This window comes from Pectobacterium versatile (genome assembly GCF_003932035.1).
GTDB lineage: Bacteria > Pseudomonadota > Gammaproteobacteria > Enterobacterales > Enterobacteriaceae > Pectobacterium > Pectobacterium versatile.
This window is the reverse complement of the sequence record NZ_CP034276.1, coordinates 2,841,110-2,864,854: the sequence shown is the minus strand read 5'-3', so window position 1 is coordinate 2,864,854 and position 23,745 is coordinate 2,841,110. Positions and strand designations below refer to the sequence as shown.

Sequence of the window (23,745 nt, the reverse complement as noted above, 5' to 3'; positions counted from 1 at the left end):
CATGGTTTTTTGATAAGGAAGGTAACTGCCGTGATGAATCCAAACTTTGTGGTAGTGGATTGAATCACCAAAAATAGATTTAGCCAGCCTGATTTCACCAGACGTAAGCAATCGCAAGCTCCCTTCTTTTTGATTATCCATAACAATCTCCATTTGTTATCGCTACGTAGGCTTATAGCTTGGACTATTGACGGTTAAAAATGAAGCGTTAATCCCAGCAGTGTAACGTTCATTCCAGACGGCTAAGAAAGATACATTAACCCTGATGCACCAGCGCACGTTTTCCCACATTAAACTCTCGTATCCTCAGGCGAATTATGGTTATGTTGTAGTGATGCTAACTACATGGGGAATAAGTAAAAATTATTGCCCAGCCATGTCCTCATCGTTCAGGTTGCAAGACAACACGCCGTCGTCTTTACTCGGTGCCGCGTGGACTTTCCATGAGCAAGCCCCAGACGAGACGAGCGAGGCACTCTTGCCAATGTAGCTTGAAGGATGACAGAGATATAACAGGAGGTTATATGAATGAGTTGATCAAAAAACGCTTTAAACATTCGCTGCTGCTACTCACGCTGTGTACAACAGGGGCGATGACATCGGCTTTTGCGGCACAGGTCCCTGCTGGGACGGCGCTGGCGGAAAAGCAAGAGCTGGTGCGAGGCAATGGGTCAGAACCTGCCTCATTGGACCCGCATAAGGTGGAAAGCGATGTCGAAGGCCACATTATCAATGACTTCTTCGATAATCTGGTCCGTGTGGGCGATGACGGCACCATTCAGCCGCGATTGGCCGAGCGCTGGGATAATAAAGACAATACGGTGTGGACATTCCACCTGCGGCCTGATGCCAAATGGTCCGATGGTTCACCGATTACTGCTGACGATGTGGTTTACAGCTGGAGACGCCTTAGCGACCCTAAAACGCTGTCGCCTTACGGCACCTACGTTGCCAGTATGTATGTGAAGAACGCGGCGGATATTCTGGCGGGCAAGAAAGCGCCGGATTCGCTGGGTGTGAAAGCCTTGGATAGTCACACGATTGAAGTCACGCTGGAACACCCGCTGTCGTATTTCCTGGAAATGTCGGCTTACCATATTCTGGTCCCTTTGCCGAAAGCGGTTCTCGAAAAACACCCTGATAACTGGACGCAGGTCGGGAATTTTGTCAGCAGCGGCCCTTATACGCTGAGCGAATGGGTGGTTAACGAACGCATCGTCGGCAAGCGCAATAGCCAGTATTGGGATAACGCGCATACCGTGATTAATAAAGTGACGTATTTACCAATCAGCTCGCAGGCGGCGGAGTTGAATCGCTATAAATCCGGCGAAATAGATGTCACGGGCATCTTGTCTCCGATTCAATTCGCATCATTGCAAAAAGAGTATCCACTGGAGGTGAAAGTCTCGCCGCTGCTGGCTACCTATTTCTATCGCTTCAATATGAAAAAAGCCCCTTTTGACGATCCACGCGTCCGTCGCGCACTGGATCTCAGTTTGGATAAAAATATCATCGCAAACAACGTACTCGGTATGGGGCAGACGCCTGCTTACAGTTTGATTCCCAAAAATGTAAGCGGCTTTCAGCGCAAGGAGCCTGAGTGGGCAAACTGGACACAGCAACAGCGTAATGAGGAAGCGAAGAAACTGTTGAAAGAGGCTGGGTTTGATGAAAAACATCCGCTGAAATTCAACCTGCTTTACAACACCTCCGAGTCGCATTTACGCGTAGCGATTGCCGCCAGTTCAATGTGGAAGAAGAATCTTGGGTTGGAAGTGACGCTGCAAAATCAGGAATGGAAAACGATGCTGGATACCGTACGTACCGGTAACTTCGAGGTGGTCAGACAGTCCTGGACGGGGGATTACAACGAAGCCAGTACGTTCTTGAATACTCTGGAAACGAATGACAGCAACAACAACGGTAAATTCAGTAATGCACAATATGATGCGTTGTTGAAAAAAGCGCTGACGGTGAAGGATAAGCAGGAGAAAGAGGCGATTTATCAACAGGCCTCGGATATTTTAGATAACACGGTTCCATTACTGCCCATCTACTACTATGTTCAGCCACAGATGGTTAAGACCTATATTGGCGGTTTTTCTCCCAATGTGCGTGGTGATTATTACACGCAAGACATGTATATCCTCAAGCACTGATCCCAATAAAACAGCCGGTTAAAAACCGGCTGTCAGCATTGAAAGAAAGGATCCTGACGCGAAACGGGATCGTTATTTCATATCCAGCAGGTGCCCCATTTTGGCGGCTTTGGTCGCCAGATAGTTCTCATTCTTCGGGTTGCGCCCGACGATTAATGGCACGCGCTCAACGATATTGATGCCTGCTTCGTTGAGTATTTTCACTTTCTGCGGGTTATTGGTCAGCAGGCGAACTTCATCAACGTCGAGCAGCTTGAACATGTCAGCGCACAGCGTGAAATCGCGCTCGTCGGCGGCGAACCCAAGCTGATGGTTAGCTTCTACCGTATCAGCCCCCAGATCCTGCAAAGCATACGCGCGGATTTTATTGAGCAGCCCGATATTACGGCCTTCCTGACGATGGTATAACAGCACGCCGCGACCTTCTTCGGCGATGTGGCCTAATGCAGCCTCAAGCTGGAAACCACAGTCACAGCGCAGGCTAAACAAGGCATCCCCTGTCAGGCACTCGGAATGCACGCGAGCAAGTACGGGAACTGAACCGGAAATATCACCATAGACCAATGCAAGGTGATCGTGACCCGTGGCGATCTCTTCAAAACCCACCATCAGAAAATCGCCCCACGGAGTGGGTAACTTGGCTTCCGCCACCCGTTTTAGCTGCATACTTTTCTCCAAAAAATCTGTATCCAAAAAAGCTGTGTCCAAAAAACCATGTTCAAAAAACAAGAATGCTGAGGCGAATCCTACTGCTGCCTATCGTGCTTGACCAGCAAAAAAGCCTGTTTAAGAACGTCATAAAAATTGAATTACAACGTGGCCTGACTGCCGTCTGGTTTCAGGTTCGTTGACAGAACTGAGTGCTATTTTACGCCATACTGACAGTCCGTGTCGGATTTTCTGATAGAATTGTGAAAGTTTTGTTGCAAAGCATCATACTGAATTATGGGAAGAAATTATGTACGAAATAGCCAAACGAACAACCATCGGCGCAGCGTTATTACTGATTATGCCAATGATTATCTGGATGAGCGGTTGGCAGTGGCAACCGGAGTATGACGGGCTCTGGTTACGCGTACTCTTCTGGATTACAGAAACGGTGACATCGCCGTGGGGCATTCTGACCAGCATCGTGCTAGGTCTCTGGTTTCTCTGGTGTCTGCGTTTCCGCCTGAAGCCCGCGCTCGGTCTGTTGGTCATCATGGCGATTACGGTGTTGATTGGGCAGGGCATCAAATCGGCGATTAAAGAGTGGGTGCAGGAATCACGGCCCTATGTCGTTTGGCTGGAGAAAAATCATCAGGTGGACGACAGCTATTTCTACTCGCTGCCGCGCAAGGAGCGTTCGGAACTGGTGAAAACGCAATTGCAGGACCAAACGCAGATTCCACAATGGCTGCGCAGCCACTGGCAGTTTGAAACCGGCTTTGCTTTCCCCTCTGGGCATACCATGTTTGCCGCAACCTGGGCGCTGCTGGGCGTCGGGCTGTTGTGGGCGCGTCGGCATTATAAAACGGTGGTGATCCTGATGCTCTGGGCCAGCGGCGTGATGGGTAGCCGTCTGGTACTCGGCATGCATTGGCCGCAGGATTTGGTGGTGGCGACGTTAATTAGCTGGCTGCTGGTGGTGGTGGCCAGTTGGTTGGCACAGCGCTGGTGCGGCCCGCTCTCGCTCCAGTATGAAGAAATCAAAGAACAGGCGGAGGAGGATGCCGCCGAAAATAAATCCTCGTAGCCCTTGAGTTGTTGTTCCTGTTGTCGATCGTATTCCATAGATAATCCCCTGTAGCACGTACCCTGCGGATGGCATTCGTCATCCGCATTTTTTATGTCGGACCTCCTTGTCCGTCACCCTGCGGGCCGTTGCTGACGCAGCGTTAAAAATTTCTCTCGTCTCTGTTTCTTCCCGATTATCACCGCTATCGCCTCGCGCAAAATGTAAACAATTTGTGAGCTGCTTCGCTATTCCTGTTTTTGTTGTTGGACAATTTTTCGGTTGGTTGTAAAACTTTATTTGAATGTTAATTCAATATTGAATATATATTCAAACAGGAGAATAACAATGAAACCTTACCGTCTGAAATCCTCCCTGCTGGCTATCATGTTTTCCTTTTCTGCCGGTGCGTTCGCCGCAGATAACGGGTTGATCGCCATTATTACCCCTTCACACGACAACCCATTTTTTAAAGCGGAAGCCGAAGGCGCCAGAACCAAAGCCATCGAACTGGGTTACACCACGCTGGTGGCGTCGCATGACGATGACGTCAGCAAACAAAATCAGCTGATTGAAACCGCCATTGCCCGCAAGGCGAAAGCCATCATTCTGGATAATGCTGGAGCCGATGCCACCATTGGCCCGTTGAAAAAGGCGAAAGCCGCCGGTATTCCCGCTTTCCTGATCGACCGGGAAATCAATGAAACCGGCGTGGCCGTGGCGCAGATCGTTTCCAATAACTATCAGGGCGCGCAGCTCGGTGCGGAGAAATTCGTCGAGCTGATGGGGCAGAAAGGCAAGTACGTCGAGCTGATTGGCCGCGAGTCAGACACCAATGCGCACGTCCGCTCGCAGGGCTACCACGATGTGATCGACCAATATAGCGACATGAAGCGGGTCGCCAGACAAACGGCGAACTGGAGCCAGACGGAAGCCTTTACCCGTATGGAAGCCATCTTGCAGGCAAACCCTGATATCACTGGCGTAATTTCCGGCAACGACACCATGGCGCTGGGGGCCGAAGCGGCGCTGAAAGCGGCGGGGCGTCATGACGTGATTGTGGTGGGTTTTGACGGCAGCGACTACGTGCGCGATTCCATCATCAATAAAAGCAATATAAAGGCCACGGTGCTGCAACCCGGCTGGCAACAGGCGCAGATGGCAGTTGAACAGGCGGATTACTACCTGAAGAACGGCAAGGCACAGCATGAAGAAAAACAGCTGATGGACTGCATTCTGATCGACGAATCTAACGCGACCAAACTCAACACCTTTGCGTTGAAACCGTAATCGAGGCAGCGGGAGCGCCTGCTCCTGCTGATAGAGGAGTCGTTATGCTGTTTGATGAACGATATCGCGCCTGCTGGGTGGGGCTCTGCGCCTTGCTGCTGTCGGCCTGTACGGTGGTCGATCTGGATGAAAACGGTAAGCCGATCATTCCGGTCGACCCAGCTTCTGTGCCGGGCTATAGCACCATGACGCCAGAGAACATCGCGACAGCGCTGTGGCAGTCAAAACTGCTCCCAACAGCGCAGCAGCAGGCGCTGTCCTGGGATGAAGTGAAGCAAACGCAGGCAGCACTGGAGGATTCAGCGCGTAAAGCCGTCTACGCACAGCTTCAGGGCACGGTCAGCGGAATTGACCGGGCAAGTCGCGAAGGAAAATTGATGCTTGATGTGCAAGGTGACGCCGTCACGCTTCAATTAGGGCCCATCGTCAAAGGCAATGCTATCCGCGATGCCGCTGGGTTTATTCGCTTTGATGACTTTAAAAATCAGGTTCAGTTTGCCCAACTGGCTCGCGCGTTGAATAACAAAGCCCTCGCGTCGCTGCCGGAGCTGGATGCGGGCGTGCAGGGTAAGCCCGTTAACGTACTGGCGGCACTGGTGGTGACCAAACAGGGAATCAGCGAGGCGGTACCGATGACGTTAAACCTGACCGACACGAGTAGCGGAGGGGCGAAATGATGGAAAAACCAGACGTCTCGCTACAGCCAGACGCGGTGAACCGACCCGATATCGTCATGGCGACCCGCGGCATCACCATGCTGTTTCCCGGCACCAAAGCGCTGGATAACGTTGATTACAACGTTTATCGCGGCAAGGTCAACGTGATCATTGGTGAAAACGGGGCGGGTAAATCGACGCTGATGAAGATTCTGGCTGGTGTGCAGCAGCCGACGTCCGGCCAGATTTTGCTCAATGGCGAAGCCGTACGTATAGCAGATACCCGCGATGCGGCAGCGAAAGGCATCGGCATGGTGCATCAGGAACTTAACCTGTCCGAGAACCTGAGCGTGGCGGAGAACATCTTCCTGGGACGGGAACTGCAAAAGGGCGTTGCGCCTATCGATTATTTGGCGCAGGAGCGTATTGCGGCGGAATTGATGGCGCGTCTCGATCAGGATATTTCGCCGCGCACCGAAGTCGCCAGCCTGAAAGTCGGCCAGCAACAGCTGGTGGAAATTGCCAAAGCGCTGGCGGATCAGGCTGACATTCTGATTCTGGACGAACCGACCTCCGCGCTAAGCAAAACCGAAGTGGAGATTCTGTTTCGCGTGATCCGCGAGCTGACTCGCCAGAATGTTTCCATCATCTACATTTCGCACCGGCTGGAAGAGCTGATGGCGATTGGTGACTACATCACCATCCTGCGCGACGGGCGTTTTCAGGCGGAAGCTGCGGTCAGCGATATCGACGTGCCGTGGATCGTGCGGGAAATGCTCGGCGGTGACCCTGTCACCAGCTTCCTGCATCCGGGCAGAACGTTCGGTGCGCCGATATTGGAAGCGGAGCACCTTACCTGTCTCAACGATGCCGGGCATCAGGTGGTTAATGATGTGTCGCTGATGGTGCGTGAAGGGGAAATCGTCGGCATTTACGGGCTGATGGGCGCGGGACGCACCGAACTCTTCGAGTGTCTGCTGGGTATTCAGAATGATTATCTGGGCAAGATTTATCTCGATAGCAAACCGGTGAATCCGCGCCTTGCTACCGCGCAGCGCATTCGTATGGGCATGAGTCTGGTGCCGGAAGATCGCAAAAAAACCGGCATCTTTCCGCTCTCGTCGGTGGCCTCCAATCTCACCATCGCCAGCCTGTGGCGGCGGCTGAAATACGGCATGGCGATCTTCCAGCGCCAGGAGCAGGAAGTGGTTGCCAGCACGATTGGGCAGTTGGCGATCAAAGTGTCTTCGCCCGACGTCGAAATTCAGGCGCTCAGCGGTGGCAACCAGCAAAAAGTGGTGATTGGCCGCTCGTTGCTCACCAGCCCTAAAGTGCTGTTGCTGGACGAGCCAACACGGGGCATTGATGTCGGTGCCAAGGCTGATGTGTTTGAAATGATGGTTGGGCTGTCCGAACAGGGCATCGGCGTGCTGTTTTCCACCTCGGATCTGAAAGAAATTATGGCGGTATCGGACCGCATTTTGGTGATGTCGAATGGCAAACTGACGGCGAATATTTCGCGTCAAGCGGCCAGCGAGTCGGCATTGGTTTCGGCAAGTGCACAAGGGTTCTGACATGAAAACGACTCACCTTCCGGCAGCGTCAGGCGCGCTATCACCGGGTAAGTTTGTACGCTCACGAGAGAGCATCCTGCTGTTGATTCTCAGGCTGCGCACGTTTATCGCACTGTTCCTGATTTTGGGGTTCTTCGCCTTCACGGTGCCCGGGTTTTTGGCGACGGGTAGCCTGATCATCATGGTGAAGCACATTGCCATCAATGCGTTTCTGGCGCTGGGGATCACCTTTGTCATCATCACCGCGGGGATTGATCTGTCAATCGGCGCCACGCTGGGGCTGTGTGGCATGGTGGCGGGTTACATGATCACCCAGGGGATTGTGCTGCCCATGTTCGGCATCGCGATTTTCCCCAGCGTGTGGGTCATCGTGCCTGTCGTGCTGCTGATTGGCGCGCTCATCGGGGCCATCAACGGCTGGATCATCACGCGGTATAACGTTGCGCCTTTTATCTGCACGCTCGGAACGATGTACATCGTGCGAGGGGCATCGATGCTGATTTCTGGCGGGGAGACGTTCCCCGGCTTGGGCGGTAACCCGCAGTTGGGCAATACCGGTTTTGAGCTGATTGGCTCCGCTACGATCCTGGGATTACCGCTGGCTATCTGGCTGATGCTGGTGCTGGCCGTGGCGATTGCCTACGTGGCGCGCCGCCTGCCGTTTGGTCGCCATGTCTATGCGATTGGTGACAACGAACGTGCCGCTGAGCTTTCCGGCGTCAAAGTGCGTCAGGTCAAAGTCTGGGTCTACACCATTTCCGGCTTCTGTGCGGCTATCGCGGGCATCGTGGTGTCCTCTCAACTGGTCGCCAGCCATCCGGCAACCGGCACCGCCTTTGAAATGAACGCGATCGCTGCCGTGGTACTTGGCGGAACGTCATTGGCAGGCGGGCGCGGCACGATTCTGGGCACGCTGATTGGTGCGTTTGTCATCGGGATTCTTGCCGACGGACTGGTGATGATGGGCGTGAGTGAATTCTGGCAGATGGTGATTAAAGGTATCGTCATCATTGTGGCTGTGATTATCGACCAGATGCAAAACCGGATGCAGCACAAGGCCGCAATTGTGTCACAAAAGGCCGCGGCGGAAGGGACATAGTTAATGAAGGTACGCAGTCGCGTGGTTAATTAAGCGTAACTAGCACGGGGCGTTGAGTCGCGGCGGGATTGATGTCGGTAGGCATACCGAGGCCCGATTTGAACGCAATTTTTTTTGATTTAATGTGAATAAATATTCGTTTTTGAGTAAAAATTCAAGCGAGGTGAAGTATGAATCCGTACGCATTGTCGGTGGAGGCGCTGACGCACAAAGCCCGCGCCATTCGTCGCCGCATTATTCATCTGAATGCCAATAGCCCGGCTGGTGGGCACACGGGTGCCGATTTGTCACAGGTGGAAATTCTGACTGCACTGTATTTTCGCATTCTGAACTGTGCACCGGAGAGCCTTCAGGATCCGCAGCGGGACATTTACATCCAGTCAAAAGGCCATGCGGTTGGCGGCTATTACTGCTGTTTGGCTGAGGCGGGCTATTTCCCGGAATCGTGGCTGGCAACTTATCAGCACCCCGATTCGCATTTGCCAGGGCATCCGGTCAAGCACAAGACGCCGGGGATTGAACTGAACACCGGTGCGCTAGGGCACGGGCTGCCGGTTGCCGTCGGTATTGCGCTGGCGGCGAAGCGCGATAACAACCCGCGTCGGGTGTTCGTTCTGACGGGCGATGGTGAACTGGCGGAAGGCAGCAACTGGGAAGCGGCGCTAGCGGCGGCGCATTACCAACTGGATAACCTGATCATCATCAACGACAAGAACAAGCTGCAACTGGCAGGGCCGACGAGTTCCATCATGAACACCGATCCGCTGGCGGAGAAGTGGCAGGCTTTTGGTTTAGAGGTCACGGAATGCGCGGGCAATGACATGCGTTCAGTGGTCGAAACGCTGGAGAATCTGCCGCGCAACGGCAAGCCGAACGTGGTGATTGCGAATACGGAGAAAGGCGCGGGCGTGTCGTTCATTCAGGGACGGGCTGAATGGCACCATCGGGTGCCGAAAGGCGAGGAAATTGCACTGGCGCTGGAGGAATTAAAAGATGAGTAACGCAGAGCATCTGGCAACCGTCATGGTTGAGCAGTTCATTAAGGCCGTCGAACAGGGGATTGATTTAGTCCCGGTGTTGGCGGATTCAAGCTCAACGGCGAAGATTTCGCCTTTCATACAGCGTTTCCCTGACCGCATCGTCAACGTGGGGATCGCAGAACAAACCATGGTGGGGACGGCGGTAGGGCTGTCCATCGGCGGCAAGATTGCGGTGACCTGTAACGCGGCACCGTTTTTGATCTCCCGTGCGAATGAACAGCTCAAAGTCGACGTCTGTTACAACAACAGCAACGTCAAGCTGTTTGGGCTGAATGCGGGCTGTAGCTACGGTCCGCTTGCCAGCACGCACCACAGTATTGACGACATCGCGGTGTTGAGAGGGTTTGGCAATATTGAGATCTATGCGCCGTCTAGCCCGGAAGAGTGCCGCCAGATTATCGACTATGCGTTTGAACATCAGGGGCCAGTCTATATCCGCCTCGATGGGAAACCGCTGCCTGCCTTGCACGATGAGCAGTATCGCTTTGTGCCGGGGCAGATCGATGTGCTGCGCAAGGGGCGCGATATCACGCTGGTCGGGCTGGGGTCGACCGTGCATGAAATTGTGACGGCGGCTGAATTATTAGCAGAAAAAGGACTTGCCGCTACGGTGGTTAATCTTTCCTCTATCCGCCCGTGTAATACTCAGCAATTGCTTGAAATTCTGAGTGAAACACCTCGCGTTATCACAGTAGAAGAACATAACGTCAACGGCGGTGCAGGCAGTCTGGTAGCGGAAGTGCTGGCAGAAGCGGGCAGCGGAATTCCTCTCGTACGGTTAGGTATTCCCGACGGCCAATACGCGATTGCCGCCGATCGGAGCGCGATGCGGGCGCATCACGGGCTGGACGCGACGGGCATTGTCAACGCGGCACTGCGTCTTTGCCCGGGAGGCTGATGATGTTTACGCCGGTTATTTTGGCAATCGATGAAGGGACGACGAACGCTAAAGCGATTGCCGTCGATGAGCGGGGGCACATTCTGGCTAAAGCGGCGGTCGCTTTGCAGGTGACGCACCCGCAGCCTGGCAGAGCCGAGCAGGACGCGATGGCGATCTGGCGTGCGGTTTGTCAGGCGGCAGAAACCTGCCTGTCGTCATTACACCGGGCTCAGGTGGTGGGCGTTGCGATCAGCAATCAGCGTGAGTCGGTGCTGATTTGGGACAGGCGAACTGGAAAGCCGTTGACGCCGTTGGTCAGCTGGCAAGATCGGCGCGCGGAGAAATTCTGTCAGGCCTTGCAGGGCAGTGCGGAGGCGCGCCTGATTGAATCCCGCACCGGGCTACAGGTTGATCCGCTTTTTCCCGCCGCCAAACTTCATGCCATGCTGGCGGAATTGCCGGACGGTGCCGCTCGCGCGATGCAAGGGGAGTTGTGCATCGGAACGGTGGATTGTTGGCTTAACTGGCAATTTAGCGGCGGACGAGCGTATTCCACCGACTATTCCAACGCGGCGAGAACGCAACTGTTTAATATCCACCGCGGCTGCTGGGATGAGGATCTGCTGGCGCTGTTCGGTATTCCCAGTGTGTGCTTGCCTGCCGTTACGCCGTCCTCGGCGTTACATGGTCACACCGGCGTGACGGGCATCAAGGGGCTTGCCGCTGGTGTACCGATTGTGGCGTTGATTGGTGATTCTCATGCGGCGCTGTACGGTCAGGGCATCACCCAAAGCGGTGAAATCAAGGCGACATACGGCACCGGTTCGTCGCTAATGACGACCATCAACACGCCGCATCAACAGGCCGCAGGGCTTAGCACCACGATCGCCTGGCACGATGGTGAAGTACGCTACGCACTGGAAGGCAACATTACCCACACTGGTTCGGGATTTGCCTGGATTGGTCAGATGCTGGGCATTCCTTCCGTTACACAACTCACCGAACTGGCGCTCAGCGCTGAGTCTAATCAGGGCGTTTTCTTTGTTCCAGCGTTATCCGGGCTGGGCGCGCCCTATTGGGATGTGCAAGCGCGTGGCCTGCTGTGTGGATTATGCGATGCCACCACGCCCGCCATCATCGCCCGTGCCGGGCTGGAAGCCATCGCGTACCAGATTGCCGACGTTTTTTTCGCGATGGAGCAGGCATCGCAAGCTGCGTTACCCGCGCTGCGTGTTGACGGCGGCGCGACACAAAACCGCTGGCTGATGCAATTTCAGGCCGACCTCTTGCAGCGCCCATTGATTCGCAACCATAACGCGGAAGTGTCGGCGCTGGGAGCGGCTTATCTGGGCGGAAAAATGCTGGGGTGGTGGGAACACCGCGAACAGATCGCCGCGCTGCCCAGAGAAGTCGAGATCATCGAGCCGTCGACGACAAATTACGGGATTTTGGAAAGCTATCAACAGTGGCGCACGGCGGTAGCACGTGCGCGTCTGCGGCCCGAGTCATAACCATTTTTAACCGTAAGACATTTTTAGCAGTAAGAAATGTTAGCAGTAAGAACCTATCCGATACGAAAGATAAGCAGCTCAACACTATTACGAATCAATGAGGTGACTTTTATGGCAACGTATAACTACCCTGAATTTGGTGCCGGTTTGTGGCATTTTGCGAATTATATCGACCGCTACGCTGTAGACGGCTACGGCCCGGCATTGAGCACGATCGATCAGATCAAAGCGGCGAAAGAGGTCGGCGAACTTTCTTATGTCGACTTGCCTTATCCCTTTACGCCGGGCGTGACGCTCAGTGAAGTGAAAGATGCGCTGAAAGATGCGGGACTGAAGGCGATTGGCATCACGCCGGAAATTTATCTGCAAAAATGGTCGCGTGGTGCGTTTACCAACCCCGATCCGGCGGCCCGAGCGGCGGCGTTTGAATTAATGCACGAATCTGCGGGCATTGTGCGTGAACTGGGCGCGAATTACGTCAAGGTTTGGCCGGGTCAGGATGGCTGGGATTATCCATTCCAGGTCAGCCATAAAAACCTGTGGAAGCTGGCGGTTGATGGTATGCGCGATCTGGCTGGCGCTAACCCTGATGTGAAATTCGCTATCGAGTACAAGCCGCGTGAACCGCGCGTGAAAATGACCTGGGATTCTGCTGCGCGAACGCTGCTGGGTATTGAAGATATCGGGCTGGATAACGTGGGCGTGCTGCTGGACTTCGGGCATGCGCTGTATGGCGGCGAATCACCGGCCGATTCTGCCCAGTTGATTATCGATCGCGGCCGGCTGTTCGGCATGGATGTGAACGATAACCTGCGCGGCTGGGATGACGACTTGGTGGTCGGCACCGTGCATATGACCGAGATCTTCGAATTCTTCTATGTGCTGAAAATCAACAACTGGCAGGGTGTCTGGCAGCTCGATCAGTTCCCGTTCCGTGAGAACCATGTTGAGGCGGCACAGCTGTCTATCCGCTTCCTGAAACACATCTATCGCGCGTTGGACAAGCTGGATATCCCGGCGCTTCAGGCGGCACAGGAAGCACAAAACCCGTTACAGGCGCAGCGGATTGTGCAGGATGCGCTGCTGTCATCCATTAACGTTAGCGAGTAATCCCACCACCGTTCGTCAGGCGCAGAGCAGGGGAATCATTCTGCGTCTGACATTACCGCTAACCGCTAGTGATAAACGAATTAGATCAGCGTCTCGGCGGTTAATCGATCGGTAATCAACACATCAACGTAGTGCCCCGTTAGCGCGCCTCGAATAGCTGCACTTTTCTCGATACCACCCGCCAACGCTACCACGCGTGGACACTGACGCAGCTGTGGCAACGCCATACCAATCACCGGATCTTCATCGTCCTGTAGCACCGGTTCACCTTCCGCGTTGTAGTAATGCAGGCATAAATCCCCGACGGCACCGCGTTCGGCCAGCTGTTGCAGCATCGCTTCGTGATAATAGTTGCCGGAGTTTTTCAGCAACTGCGACGGTTCCAGCACGCCAATACCGACAAGCGCCAGACTCACCTCGCTGAACTTATCAACCACGCTGGAAACCTCATCGCTGGTCACCAAACGGGCGCGATCTTCCACCGACCGTTCGATGCTCTGCGCGGGCAAAAGATAAGCGGGGCAACTGAGCTGATTGGCTAAGGTTTGCGTCAGGATCGTCGCCTGCACGTTGCCGTTCGGCCCAACGCCACCTAACAATTGGATGACGCCCTGCGCCTTGACGCTTTGCGGATGCAGGCTGTCCACCATCGCCCGCAGCGTGCTGCTCCAGGAGGAAATGCCGACCAGATCGTCAGGGCGGATACTGGTTTGGACATAGTGTGCGGCAGCAGAACCAATCGCCTGCTTGATTTGCGCCAGCGTGGCGTTATCGGCGACATCCACCACGATAGCCTGATCGATGCTGTAACGCTTCTGAATCGCCGCTTCCAGCCCCATGAACATGTTCGGGGGTTGAATTACGCTGATTTTGACCACACCTTCTTTAACACAGCGCGTGATAGCGCGGGAGACAAAAGACTGTGATAAATGGAGTGAGGCGGCAATTTCTGCTTGTTTCATCCCTTCGCTATAATAGAGCGTAGCGATCTTGACCAATAATCGCTGTTCGTCTTGCTTTGACATGACTTTTCCCCTTGCTAGCTTGCTGCTGTCATTTTTATTCAGCACAGAATAAATAACAAGCGCAGACGGCAGTGGAGTGCGGTTCTTGATTTCCCTGTCTGCGCCGGACATGGTAATTTAATGGGGTTTTTCGCCAAAATTTGGCATAATTCATCCGGTTAATGGATATCACAGGAAGGACAATGTGAAATATTTGCTGATTTTTTTACTCGTGCTGGCGATATTCATCATTTCTGTCACACTGGGTGCGCACAACGATCAGGTTGTGACATTTAACTACCTGCTGGCACAGGGGGAGTATCGTATCTCCACACTGCTCGCCACGCTGTTTGCCTTGGGTTTTGCTCTTGGCTGGGTTATCTGTGGTCTGTTTTATCTGCGTCAGCGCATTGCGCTTGGCCGTGCACAACGTAAAATCAAGCGTCTGGAACAACAGCTTTCTACCTCCACCGAGGAGAACGTGGCGCCAGTGCAGACGGTCACCCACTAAGGAATTCTCTCTATGTTAGAACTGCTGTTTCTGTTGCTGCCCGTGGCCGCCGCGTACGGTTGGTACATGGGGCGCAGAAGTGCGCAGCAGGACAAAGAGCAGGAATCCAACCGCCTGTCCCGTGAGTATGTCACCGGGGTTAACTTCCTGTTGTCCAATCAGCAGGATAAGGCGGTTGAGCTGTTCCTCGACATGCTCAAGGATGACAGCAACACCTTTGAAGCCCACCTCACGCTCGGTAACCTGTTCCGTTCGCGCGGCGAAGTTGACCGTGCGATTCGCATCCATCAGGCTTTGACCGAAAGCGCATCGTTAACCTTTGAACAGCGCCTGCTGGCGGTGCAACAGCTGGGCCGTGACTACATGGCCGCTGGGCTGTATGACCGCGCTGAAGAAAGTTTCAACCAGTTGGTGGATGAAGAGGATTTTCGGCGCAGCGCCTTGCAGCAACTTTTACAGATCTATCAGGCGACCAGCGATTGGCCGACAGCAATCGATGTGGCGGAAAAGCTGGTCAAGATGGGAAAAGACCCACTTCGCGTGGACATCGCGCATTTTTACTGTGAATTGGCGCTGTTGGCGATGGGCAGCGACGATCTGGATAAGGCGCTAACGCTCCTGAAAAAAGGGGCGACGGCGGACAGTCAGTGCGCCCGTGCGTCTATCATGATGGGGCGCATCTACATGGCGCAACAGGATTATTCGCGTGCCGTGGAGGCCTTGCGACAGGTTCTCGATCAGGATAAAGAGCTGGTTAGCGAAACGCTGCCGATGCTGCAAGAGTGCTATCAGCATTTAGATAAACCTTTGGATTGGGCGAATTTCCTCAGACGCTGCGTAGAAGAAAATACCGGTGCGACGGCCGAATTGATGCTGGCCGACATCCTCGAAAGAGAAGAGGGGGCGGAAGTTGCACAGGCTTATATTAACCGCCAGCTTCAACGCCACCCCACGATGCGCGTGTTCCATCGCCTGATGGATTTTCACCTGCATGAAGCGGAAGACGGACGAACAAAAGAAAATCTTCAGGGATTGCGCGACATGGTGGGCGAACAGATTCGCACGAAACCCCGCTACAGCTGCCGCAAATGTGGCTTCACGTCACAATCACTCTATTGGCAATGTCCTTCCTGCCGCACCTGGGCTAGCGTAAAGCCAATCCGTGGATTAGACGGGCAATAACCTCTCACGATATCGAGTGGGTATTTTTTAATGCACTTTAGTTACAACATACTAATGATTGTATGTGATTTCCGTTTCAGCAGGCTTCTTTAACGCCATTGGTCTTCAGGCGGCTGGGATTTCAGGGGCGGGGCATGTAGAATGCGGCGGGAATTTTGGCTTCGCAAGAGACTGGGTGACGAATGAAAAACGAGAATCTACAGCAAAAGAATCAAACGGTATCATCCCCGATTGTGGTCGCACTGGACTATGCCAATCAGCAGGCCGCTCTGTCGTTTGTTGACCGTATCGATCCGCAGGATTGCCGTTTGAAGGTAGGTAAAGAGATGTTTACCTTATTCGGCCCACAGTTCGTGCAGACGCTACAACAGCGCGGCTTTGATGTGTTTCTCGATCTGAAATTCCACGATATTCCAAACACTGTCGCTCACGCCGTTGCGGCCGCGGCCGATCTTGGCGTGTGGATGGTGAATGTCCACGCCAGCGGTGGTTCACGCATGATGACCGCGGCGAAAGAAGCGCTGGTGCCGTTTGGTAAGGATGCGCCGCTGCTAATTGCCGTAACCGTGTTAACCAGCATGGACGAAGATGACCTGCGCGGGCTTGGCATTACGCTTAGCCCGGCAGAGCAGGCAGAAAAGCTGGCCGTGCTAACGCATAACAGCGGGCTGGATGGCGTGGTATGTTCCGCACATGAAGCGCAGCGGTTGAAGCAGGTATGCGGGCAGGCATTTAAGCTGGTCACGCCGGGAATTCGTCCCGCTGGCAGCGACGTCGGCGATCAGCGCCGTATTATGACACCGGTTCAGGCACAGCAGGCGGGTGTGGATTATATGGTGATTGGGCGTCCGATCACCCAATCAGCGGACCCCGCACAGACGCTGCGTGAGATTCGCGCTTCATTGTTAAACGGTGCGGCATCATGAACATGCGTCGTGACGAAAATAGCCAGTTGGTTTACTCCACGGAAACCGGGCGTATTAAGCCGGAAGAAGAACAAGCAGCTCGGCCAAAAGGCGACGGCATTGTGCGCATCCAGCGTCAGACCAGCGGGCGCAAAGGAAAAGGCGTATGCCTGATTAGCGGTCTCGATCTTGATGATGCTGCGCTGGATAAGCTGGCGGCTGAATTAAAGAAAAAATGTGGCTGTGGCGGTTCAGTGAAAGACGGCGTGATCGAAATCCAGGGAGATAAGCGCGACCTGCTAAAACAGCTGCTGGAAGCGAAAGGAATGAAGGTTAAGTTGGCTGGCGGCTAAAGCACATGCGGCTTGAACTATGACAAGTATAAAAGCAGCAGGTTTACTCCCGTGAACCTGCTGCCCACAAATTCGTTATTTATCGACCTGACGGCCAATCAGCCCGCCGATAGCTGCACCGCCCAGTGTTCCTAATGTTCCGCCATCCGTTAAGATAGCCCCACCTACTGCACCCGCACCGGCACCAATCGCGGTATTACGGTCACGTTTGGACATGTTTGAACAGCCTGCAAGCGTTACAGCAAGCGTAATTGCCAGAGCGGCTGTTGCAAAACGTTTGTTTAATTTCATCTTTTTCCCCTTTCTGCTCTTGGTCTCACGTTTCTTGTGAGGAAATATCGAACAACGTGCTTTTTACGGTATTAAATAAAGAAACCGAGCCTTTTACCGCTTGATGACAAGTATAATCATCGGGAAAAACGGCAACAGGTAAAAACTCTTAATTCCCCTGCGTTATGTTAACGATAGCAATAATTGATAAATTTGGCTGTTTTTTAATCAATTCTGTGGAGTGTCTCTTTCTTTTTCCCATAGCAGAACACCGCTAGGTCTTTAGCGATTTAGCCCATAGCGACGAACCCGTCAGGCCGCGAGAATGGTGTTATCGCGCCGATGGAGGCTGACTATGTTAGAAACGCTAAAAAAACAGGTGTTGGAAGCCAATCTGGCCTTGCCGCAGCACAATCTGGTGACGTTTACCTGGGGAAATGTCAGCGCGGTGGACCGACAGCGCGGCCTGATGGTGATCAAACCTTCCGGCGTGGAGTATTCTGCCATGACGCTGGAGGACATGGTTGTCGTTGAGCTGGAAAGTGGCAAGGTGGTGGAGGGGGCGAAGAAACCGTCGTCAGATACCGATACCCACCGCGTGCTGTATCTGGAATTTGCCGATATCGGCGGTATTGTGCATACCCATTCCCGTCATGCCACGATCTGGGCGCAAGCCGGTAAAGATATCCCCGCTTGGGGAACAACGCACGCGGACTATTTTTATGGCCCGATTCCCTGCACACGTCTGATGACGGACGAGGAAATCAACGGTCGCTATGAGTGGGAAACGGGAAGGGTAATCGTCGAAACCTTCCGCCAGCGTGGCATTTCTCCGGTGGATGTCCCTGCCGTATTGGTTAACTCGCACGGCCCCTTTGCGTGGGGGAAAGATGCAGACAACGCGGTGCACAACGCCGTTGTTCTGGAAGAGCTTGCCTACATGGGGATTTTCTCACGCCAGTTAACGCCTCAGTTGGGTGAGATGCAGCAAACGCTGTTGGATAAACACTACTTACGCAAGCACGGCAAGAACGCGTATTACGGACAATAAACCGCAGCGATTCCTTCCTCATGACCTTTAAGCCATATAGCGCCGCATTTGCGGCGCTATTGTTATTTGTGCGGTTTGATGACCTCGCTCCTGAACGGCACAAGCTCCGTGCTAAATCCGTAAGGGTAGCGGTCATAAAAAATCCCTCCGCGAGAGAGGGATTAGAGAAGATGTGTCGATGATGCTTAAGGTTGAGCGCCGTCTCGTAAGACAATCGGGCTCTCTTTTGCCGTTGGGACATCGCTATTCATCGCACGACGAATGACGAAGAATGCGGAAACCAGCATTGTTACCGCCACCAGCATGAAGAACCCACACAGCGCGGCGTTGATCTGGTTACTGAAGACAATGGTTTCCATGTCTTTAATCGACTTGGCCGGTGCAATCAGCGTGTTCTGTTCAATACCCGCCGCGAAGCGTTTCGCCTGAGCCAGAAAGCCGATGCTCGGTTTTTCATGGAAGATTTTCTGCCAACCCGCCGTCATCGACGTAATAAACAGCCAGACGGTAGGCACGATAGTCACCCACGCATAGCGCTGCTTCTTCATCTTAAACAACACCACGGTGCCGAGAATCAACGCCATCGAGGCCAGCATCTGGTTACCGATACCGAACAGCGGCCAGAGTGTATTGATCCCGCCCAGCGGATCGATCACGCCCTGATAGACGAAGAAGCCCCAGCCGGAAACGGCAACGGTCGTACCGGCCAGATTCCCCAGCCAGGAACGGCTGTTCGCTAATCTGGGAATCGCAATACCGACCAGATCCTGCACCATGAAGCGACAGGCGCGCGTCCCGGCGTCAACGGCGGTCAGAATGAACAGCGCTTCAAACAGAATCGCGAAGTGATACCAGAATGCCATCATCGCCCGGCTGTTAAAAATTTCCGTGATGATGTAGGCCATACCCACCGCGAAGGTCGGTGCGCCACCGGCGCGGGAAAGAATAGAGGCTTCGCCAACGTCATTGGCAATGGCACTCAATTCCTGCGGGGTAATAACAAATCCCCAGTTATTGATGGCTAATGAGGCGCTCTCAACCGTGGTGCCGATCAAGGCGGCGGGTGAGTTCATGGCGAAGTAGATACCCGGTTCGATAACCGAGGCACAAATCAGCGCCATAATCGCCACGAAGGATTCCATCAGCATGGCACCATAGCCGATGAAGCGGATATGACTTTCTCGTTCAATCAACTTCGGCGTGGTGCCGCTGGAAACCAGAGCGTGGAAGCCGGAAATCGCGCCGCAGGCGATGGTGATAAACAGGAAGGGGAATAGCGTACCGGAGAAGACCGGGCCGCTGCCGTCAATAAAACGAGAAACGGCAGGCATTTTCATTTCCGGCATCGCGAATACAATACCGAAGGCCAGCCCGACAATAACCCCTATTTTCAGGAACGTAGAGAGATAATCACGCGGTGCCAGCAGCAGCCAGACGGGCAGAACGGATGCCACGAAGCCGTAAATCACCAGTACCCAGGTGAGTGACGTCCCTTTCAGCGTGAAGAACGGCCCCCAGTAAGGGTGTACCGCGATGTTGCCGCCGTAGACAATCGCCAGCATCATCAGCACAAAGCCGATGATGGACACTTCAGCGATTTTGCCCGGACGTAAAAAGCGCATGTAAACGCCCATGAAGAGCGCGATAGGGATAGTGGCGGCAATCGTGAACAATCCCCACGGACTTTCTGCCAGCGCCTTAACGACGACCAGCGCCAGCGCCGAGAGAATGATGATCATCACGCCCAGTGCACCGAGCATCGTGATAATACCCGCGAATGTACCAAGCTCCTGTTTTGCCATCTCACCCAGAGAACGACCGTCTCGGCGGGTTGAGATAAACAGCACCAGAAAATCCTGCACGGCACCCGCCAGCATCACGCCGACCAAAATCCAGATCGTACCGGGTAGGAAGCCCATCTGTGCGGCGAGAATCGGCCCGACCAGCGGCCCGGCCCCCGCGATGGCGGCGAAGTGGTGGCCGAACAGTACCCATTTATTGGTGGGAACGTAATCCAGACCGTCGTTATGACGCTCCGCCGGTGTCAGTCGGCGATCGTCGAGCTCAAACACTTTTTTGGCGATAAACAGGCTGTAAAACCGGTAGGCGATGCTGTAACACGATACCGCAGCGATAACCAACCACACGGCATTGACGTGTTCACCGCGGCTTAGCGCCAGCGTGGCGAACGAAAAGGCGCCCGCCAGGCCGACTAGCAGCCAGATCACAATGCTCTTTACGTTACTCATAACAACGGCTCCTTCGTTATTCAGAAAAGGCATACCGTAATACTTCAAGCTGCATGTGCGTTGGCTTCCCTTACTCACCCCAGTCACTTACTTGTGTAAGCTCCTGGGGATTCATGCGGTTGCCGCCTTCCTGCAACTCGAATTATTTGAGGTATATAGCGCAGGTGTTAATGCAATTTAACAATAGTGGGTTTAATGGCGAAGAGAAGGGAATGGATGAGAAAATGTGAGCGAACGTGAATTTCTGTAAAGAAACTTAAAGAGTAAACAAGGGTTAACGCGCTAACGCGGTAAAAATAGGTGCAATAAAAACCAGACGGATCTGCCTGATAAACGATCGGTTTCAGCATGTGATGGAGAGAGGCGATGCAGATAATCATCGTTAAAAATGCGCGGTGACATAACCCGCGCACTTCTGCATGCTACGCCTATTTCATCAATGGCATTCCAGAGATTCAGTCAGATGACTGCTGCGTTTATCGACCACACCAACCGCGATGGCAAGAATCAGCGCACTGAGCGACAGGATCCCGCCAGCCCAGTTTGGTGCAGTGAAACCGAATCCACTGGCGATAACGCTCCCGCCCACCCAGGCACCGAGGGCATTACCAAGATTAAAGAGACCAATATTGACCGCTGAAGCCAGCGTTGGCGCACCGGCGGCCCTTGCTTTGTCCATCACCAGTTTTTGAATAGGAGAGACGGTCGCAAATCCAAACGCTGCCATAAGGAAGATGCACAATACCGAGGCAATCTGGCTGCTGGCCGTCAAGTGGAAGATAAACAAAATGGCAGCCTGTCCAAACAGCGTGATATACAACATGGGCATTAACGCTCTGTCAGCGAAACGGCCGCCCAGCCAATTCCCAACGAACAAGCCCAAACCAAATACCATCAAAAGCCAGGTAATCGATCCCTCTGAAAAGTGCGCCACTTCCGTCATCATGGGCGCGATATACGTAATTGAGGTAAAGAAGGCGGCGGGCCCAAGGATGGTGATGCCCATGGACAGCAATACTTTTGAGTTTCCGAATGCGGCAAACTCATGCCCGATATGTTGGGCTTTGGGTTTGGCGGTGGAAGGGATAAGCACCAGTACGCCGATCGCCGTGGCTACACCAATAACCGTGATGGCGTAAAACGTCGCTTGCCAGGAAAATTGATGGCTAATCCAGGTTCCCACTGGCACGCCAATAAGGTTAGCCACCGTAAGGCCGGAGAACATAAACGCGATAGCACTGACGCGCTTCTCTTTGGGCACCATTTCAGCGGCGAGTACAGAGCCAATCCCGAAGAATGCCCCGTGCGTCAGAGACGTGATCACTCGCCCGACGATAGCGATACCGATGGACGGCGCGAGGGCGGTGACCAGATTCCCCAGAACAAAGATCCCGGCAAGAAAAACCAGCATGGTTTTTTTGGGTAACCGGGAACCCAAAATAATGAGTACCGGCGCCCCCACAAAAACCCCAAGCGCGTAGCTGGTTGCCATATACGCCGCCACGGGGATCGTCACCCCGTAATCCGTTGCTATGGCAGGCAAGAGACCTGCGATGATGAATTCCGTTGTTCCAATCCCAAAGGCACCAATAACCAGAGCCCATAAAGCAATAGGCATGATATCCCCTATGTCTGACAATTTTTGCATGTGCTAAATTATGCCTAATGATATTAGGGTGAGGAAATAAAATGGCTAATGAAACAGAAAAAACGAATGCGCTTAGGCAAGAAAAGCATATCCCGGCAAAACTGGATGAGGTGGACCGAAAAATATTAGCCCTTCTTTCAGCCGACAGCAGTCGGAGCTATGCCGATTTAGGAGAAGCGCTGCATCTTTCCGCGCCGTCCGTGCATGAGCGAGTCAAGCGGCTAAAAAAGGACGGGGTCATCAAAGCCACCATTGCAAAGATTGATGGCTGTAAGGTCGGTCGAACCTTATTGACCTTTGTTTTGGTAAACACAAAGAGTGTCTTGAGTACCAAGCGTTTATTGATATTGAGCGATTTACCGGAAATTGAGGAGTTTCATACCGTTGCTGGCGATAGCTGCGTCATGCTCAAGGTGCGCACCCGAGATACCGAAGGGCTAGAGGAACTGTTGGGTAAGCTACAAGAGATTGAAGGTGTCGACAGCACGCGTAGTTATATCGTTCTGTCGACCTTCGTTGAACGTGGCCCTGACCCTAGTTTGTAACGCGTCCCTGTTGCCAGAGACGAAGGGGCTGTGCAACACGCGTCTTAAGGCAGAACGTTCCCAGCGGCGCGGTAAATTTCGTACCATTCTTCGCGGTTGAGCGACAGGGTAGACGCCGCCGCGATGTCACGGATACGTTCTGGGCTCATGGTGCCAATAATCACCTGCATCGCAGCAGGGTGACGCAAGATCCACGCGGTGGCGATCGCAGTATTGGTGACGCGATGTTGCTCAGCGAGGCGATCAAGGGTCGCGTTCAATTTGGGGAATTTCTCGTTATCGAGGAATACGCCATCAAAAAAGCCGTACTGGAAAGGCGACCAGGCCTGAATCGTCATCGTATTCAGACGGCTGTATTCCAGAATCGCGCCATCGTGATTCACCGATGCCGGATTCGTCATATTCACGTTAAATCCGGCATCAATCATGCCCGTGTGCATAATGCTGAACTGCAACTGATTGGCGATCAGCGGCTGGCGTACGGATTGCTTCAGCAGCTCAATTTGCAACGGGTTCTGATTACTGACGCCGAAATGACGCACTTTTCCACTGCTTTCCAGCTCATCAAAGGCGGCGGCGACTTCATCGGGTTCAAACAGCGTGTCCGGGCGGTGCAGCAGAAGCGTATCAAGATAGTCCGTTTTTAAACGCTGCAAACTACCTTCGACGGACGCGATGATGTGCGCCTTCGAGAAGTCAAAAAAGCCCTGACGAATGCCACATTTGGATTGCAGAAAAATTGATTCCCGGCGGATAGCGGTTTTCTGTAAACCGGCGGCGAAAATCTCTTCCGACAAACCTGAGCCATAGATATCAGCGTGATCGAAGAAATCGATGCCTGCCTCGACGGAGGCATTGAGGATGTCAGCCGCTTCACTCGTGCTTTTCTTCGCCATTCGCATACAGCCCAACGCAATGTTGGAAGCCTGTATCGCGGATGTACCGATTGTCATTTTCTTCATCGGGAACACTCCTGTGATGAGGGTTGCACGTC

22 protein-coding genes and 1 pseudogene are annotated in these 23,745 nt (G+C 53.5%); 16 read left to right on the top strand and 7 right to left on the bottom strand.

The window, feature by feature from the left end; all coding sequences use genetic code 11:
• Positions 1-12: 12 nt before the first annotated feature.
• Positions 13-141 (bottom strand): annotated as a pseudogene (locus tag EIP93_RS12900) (type IV secretion protein Rhs); the annotation flags it as partial.
• 383 nt (positions 142-524) lie between these two features.
• On the opposite strand from EIP93_RS12900, the gene EIP93_RS12895 reads away from it, so the two are divergent.
• On the top strand, positions 525-2,159 hold the full coding sequence (locus EIP93_RS12895) for an ABC transporter substrate-binding protein (protein WP_103970827.1): 1,635 nt from the start codon (positions 525-527) through the stop codon (positions 2,157-2,159).
• Positions 2,160-2,231: 72 nt separating this feature from the next.
• Here the strand turns inward: EIP93_RS12895 and ribA are convergent, their stop codons facing one another.
• Positions 2,232-2,825 carry a GTP cyclohydrolase II gene (gene ribA, locus EIP93_RS12890; protein WP_010302319.1) on the bottom strand — a complete coding sequence of 198 codons (594 nt, stop codon included), beginning with the start codon at positions 2,823-2,825 and terminating at the stop codon, positions 2,232-2,234.
• Between the two features lie 292 nt (positions 2,826-3,117).
• Here ribA and pgpB point away from each other — a divergent pair, with 292 nt between their 5' ends.
• The 9 genes from pgpB (at position 3,118) to EIP93_RS12845 (ending at position 13,033) form a co-directional block, all read left to right on the top strand.
• The gene (pgpB, locus tag EIP93_RS12885; protein ID WP_103860494.1) at positions 3,118-3,894 is read left to right on the top strand and encodes a phosphatidylglycerophosphatase B; all 777 of its coding nucleotides are present in this window, start codon (positions 3,118-3,120) and stop codon (positions 3,892-3,894) included.
• A 327-nt stretch (positions 3,895-4,221) separates the two neighbouring features.
• The gene (locus tag EIP93_RS12880; RefSeq protein ID WP_039481035.1) at positions 4,222-5,163 is read left to right on the top strand and encodes a D-ribose ABC transporter substrate-binding protein; all 942 of its coding nucleotides are present in this window, start codon (positions 4,222-4,224) and stop codon (positions 5,161-5,163) included.
• A 44-nt stretch (positions 5,164-5,207) separates the two neighbouring features.
• A complete protein-coding gene (locus EIP93_RS12875) occupies positions 5,208-5,840 on the top strand; it encodes a DUF2291 family protein (RefSeq protein WP_125232804.1) in 633 nt (210 codons plus the stop codon).
• Positions 5,840-7,393: a sugar ABC transporter ATP-binding protein gene (locus tag EIP93_RS12870; protein ID WP_103861083.1), complete on the top strand. Its 1,554-nt coding sequence runs from the start codon at positions 5,840-5,842 to the stop codon at positions 7,391-7,393. Before EIP93_RS12875 ends, EIP93_RS12870 begins: the two co-directional genes overlap by 1 nt.
• Before the next feature lies 1 nt (position 7,394).
• A complete protein-coding gene (locus EIP93_RS12865; protein WP_103970824.1) occupies positions 7,395-8,492 on the top strand; it encodes an ABC transporter permease in 1,098 nt (365 codons plus the stop codon).
• A 170-nt stretch (positions 8,493-8,662) separates the two neighbouring features.
• Positions 8,663-9,493, top strand: a complete 831-nt coding sequence (locus EIP93_RS12860; protein ID WP_125232803.1) for a transketolase — start codon at positions 8,663-8,665, stop codon at positions 9,491-9,493.
• Positions 9,486-10,430 (top strand): transketolase family protein, encoded by a 945-nt coding sequence (locus EIP93_RS12855; protein WP_039471699.1) that lies wholly within the window; start codon positions 9,486-9,488, stop codon positions 10,428-10,430. Before EIP93_RS12860 ends, EIP93_RS12855 begins: the two co-directional genes overlap by 8 nt.
• A gap of 2 nt (positions 10,431-10,432) precedes the next feature.
• The gene (locus EIP93_RS12850; protein ID WP_125233341.1) at positions 10,433-11,923 is read left to right on the top strand and encodes an FGGY-family carbohydrate kinase; all 1,491 of its coding nucleotides are present in this window, start codon (positions 10,433-10,435) and stop codon (positions 11,921-11,923) included.
• Positions 11,924-12,034: 111 nt separating this feature from the next.
• Positions 12,035-13,033 (top strand): sugar phosphate isomerase/epimerase family protein, encoded by a 999-nt coding sequence (locus EIP93_RS12845; protein ID WP_103860499.1) that lies wholly within the window; start codon positions 12,035-12,037, stop codon positions 13,031-13,033.
• A gap of 80 nt (positions 13,034-13,113) precedes the next feature.
• Here the strand turns inward: EIP93_RS12845 and EIP93_RS12840 are convergent, their stop codons facing one another.
• On the bottom strand, positions 13,114-14,058 hold the full coding sequence (locus EIP93_RS12840) for a sugar-binding transcriptional regulator (RefSeq protein ID WP_103860500.1): 945 nt from the start codon (positions 14,056-14,058) through the stop codon (positions 13,114-13,116).
• A gap of 184 nt (positions 14,059-14,242) precedes the next feature.
• On the opposite strand from EIP93_RS12840, the gene EIP93_RS12835 reads away from it, so the two are divergent.
• The 4 genes from EIP93_RS12835 (at position 14,243) to yciH (ending at position 16,988) form a co-directional block, all read left to right on the top strand.
• On the top strand, positions 14,243-14,548 hold the full coding sequence (locus EIP93_RS12835) for a LapA family protein (RefSeq protein WP_010276674.1): 306 nt from the start codon (positions 14,243-14,245) through the stop codon (positions 14,546-14,548).
• 12 nt (positions 14,549-14,560) lie between these two features.
• A complete protein-coding gene (gene lapB / locus EIP93_RS12830) occupies positions 14,561-15,730 on the top strand; it encodes a lipopolysaccharide assembly protein LapB (RefSeq protein ID WP_103860501.1) in 1,170 nt (389 codons plus the stop codon).
• A gap of 182 nt (positions 15,731-15,912) precedes the next feature.
• Positions 15,913-16,656, top strand: coding sequence for an orotidine-5'-phosphate decarboxylase (gene pyrF / locus EIP93_RS12825; protein ID WP_107332749.1), 744 nt, complete (start codon positions 15,913-15,915; stop codon positions 16,654-16,656).
• Positions 16,653-16,988, top strand: coding sequence for a stress response translation initiation inhibitor YciH (gene yciH, locus EIP93_RS12820; protein ID WP_107332750.1), 336 nt, complete (start codon positions 16,653-16,655; stop codon positions 16,986-16,988). Before pyrF ends, yciH begins: the two co-directional genes overlap by 4 nt.
• 75 nt (positions 16,989-17,063) lie before the next feature.
• Here the strand turns inward: yciH and osmB are convergent, their stop codons facing one another.
• Positions 17,064-17,279, bottom strand: coding sequence for an osmotically-inducible lipoprotein OsmB (osmB, locus tag EIP93_RS12815; RefSeq protein WP_010276685.1), 216 nt, complete (start codon positions 17,277-17,279; stop codon positions 17,064-17,066).
• Between the two features lie 334 nt (positions 17,280-17,613).
• On the opposite strand from osmB, the gene araD reads away from it, so the two are divergent.
• Positions 17,614-18,309 carry an L-ribulose-5-phosphate 4-epimerase gene (gene araD / locus EIP93_RS12810; RefSeq protein ID WP_125232802.1) on the top strand — a complete coding sequence of 232 codons (696 nt, stop codon included), beginning with the start codon at positions 17,614-17,616 and terminating at the stop codon, positions 18,307-18,309.
• Between the two features lie 185 nt (positions 18,310-18,494).
• On the opposite strand, the gene EIP93_RS12805 is transcribed toward araD, so the two are convergent.
• Together EIP93_RS12805 and EIP93_RS12800 are read right to left on the bottom strand one after the other, a co-directional pair.
• A complete protein-coding gene (locus EIP93_RS12805; protein ID WP_103860505.1) occupies positions 18,495-20,558 on the bottom strand; it encodes a carbon starvation CstA family protein in 2,064 nt (687 codons plus the stop codon).
• 436 nt (positions 20,559-20,994) lie between these two features.
• Positions 20,995-22,176 (bottom strand): MFS transporter, encoded by a 1,182-nt coding sequence (locus EIP93_RS12800; protein WP_103970820.1) that lies wholly within the window; start codon positions 22,174-22,176, stop codon positions 20,995-20,997.
• A gap of 71 nt (positions 22,177-22,247) precedes the next feature.
• Here EIP93_RS12800 and EIP93_RS12795 point away from each other — a divergent pair, with 71 nt between their 5' ends.
• Positions 22,248-22,751 (top strand): Lrp/AsnC family transcriptional regulator, encoded by a 504-nt coding sequence (locus EIP93_RS12795; protein ID WP_103860506.1) that lies wholly within the window; start codon positions 22,248-22,250, stop codon positions 22,749-22,751.
• 44 nt (positions 22,752-22,795) lie between these two features.
• Here EIP93_RS12795 and EIP93_RS12790 read toward each other — a convergent pair whose 3' ends face one another.
• A complete protein-coding gene (locus tag EIP93_RS12790; RefSeq protein ID WP_107332752.1) occupies positions 22,796-23,713 on the bottom strand; it encodes an aldo/keto reductase in 918 nt (305 codons plus the stop codon).
• Between the last annotated feature and the right edge of the window lie 32 nt (positions 23,714-23,745).

Coding starts and splice junctions, on each gene's coding strand:
- EIP93_RS12875 (WP_125232804.1), top strand. CDS start 5,208: ATGCTGTTTGATGAACGATATCGCGCCTGCTGGGTGGGGCTCTGCGCC.
- EIP93_RS12800 (WP_103970820.1), bottom strand. CDS start 22,176: ATGCCTATTGCTTTATGGGCTCTGGTTATTGGTGCCTTTGGGATTGGA.
- EIP93_RS12860 (WP_125232803.1), top strand. CDS start 8,663: ATGAATCCGTACGCATTGTCGGTGGAGGCGCTGACGCACAAAGCCCGC.
- EIP93_RS12850 (WP_125233341.1), top strand. CDS start 10,433: ATGTTTACGCCGGTTATTTTGGCAATCGATGAAGGGACGACGAACGCT.
- EIP93_RS12845 (WP_103860499.1), top strand. CDS start 12,035: ATGGCAACGTATAACTACCCTGAATTTGGTGCCGGTTTGTGGCATTTT.
- EIP93_RS12840 (WP_103860500.1), bottom strand. CDS start 14,058: ATGTCAAAGCAAGACGAACAGCGATTATTGGTCAAGATCGCTACGCTC.
- EIP93_RS12855 (WP_039471699.1), top strand. CDS start 9,486: ATGAGTAACGCAGAGCATCTGGCAACCGTCATGGTTGAGCAGTTCATT.
- EIP93_RS12880 (WP_039481035.1), top strand. CDS start 4,222: ATGAAACCTTACCGTCTGAAATCCTCCCTGCTGGCTATCATGTTTTCC.
- EIP93_RS12795 (WP_103860506.1), top strand. CDS start 22,248: ATGGCTAATGAAACAGAAAAAACGAATGCGCTTAGGCAAGAAAAGCAT.
- ribA (WP_010302319.1), bottom strand. CDS start 2,825: ATGCAGCTAAAACGGGTGGCGGAAGCCAAGTTACCCACTCCGTGGGGC.
- EIP93_RS12790 (WP_107332752.1), bottom strand. CDS start 23,713: ATGAAGAAAATGACAATCGGTACATCCGCGATACAGGCTTCCAACATT.
- lapB (WP_103860501.1), top strand. CDS start 14,561: ATGTTAGAACTGCTGTTTCTGTTGCTGCCCGTGGCCGCCGCGTACGGT.
- pyrF (WP_107332749.1), top strand. CDS start 15,913: ATGAAAAACGAGAATCTACAGCAAAAGAATCAAACGGTATCATCCCCG.
- EIP93_RS12865 (WP_103970824.1), top strand. CDS start 7,395: ATGAAAACGACTCACCTTCCGGCAGCGTCAGGCGCGCTATCACCGGGT.
- yciH (WP_107332750.1), top strand. CDS start 16,653: ATGAACATGCGTCGTGACGAAAATAGCCAGTTGGTTTACTCCACGGAA.
- EIP93_RS12870 (WP_103861083.1), top strand. CDS start 5,840: ATGGAAAAACCAGACGTCTCGCTACAGCCAGACGCGGTGAACCGACCC.
- pgpB (WP_103860494.1), top strand. CDS start 3,118: ATGTACGAAATAGCCAAACGAACAACCATCGGCGCAGCGTTATTACTG.
- EIP93_RS12895 (WP_103970827.1), top strand. CDS start 525: ATGAATGAGTTGATCAAAAAACGCTTTAAACATTCGCTGCTGCTACTC.
- araD (WP_125232802.1), top strand. CDS start 17,614: ATGTTAGAAACGCTAAAAAAACAGGTGTTGGAAGCCAATCTGGCCTTG.
- osmB (WP_010276685.1), bottom strand. CDS start 17,279: ATGAAATTAAACAAACGTTTTGCAACAGCCGCTCTGGCAATTACGCTT.
- EIP93_RS12805 (WP_103860505.1), bottom strand. CDS start 20,558: ATGAGTAACGTAAAGAGCATTGTGATCTGGCTGCTAGTCGGCCTGGCG.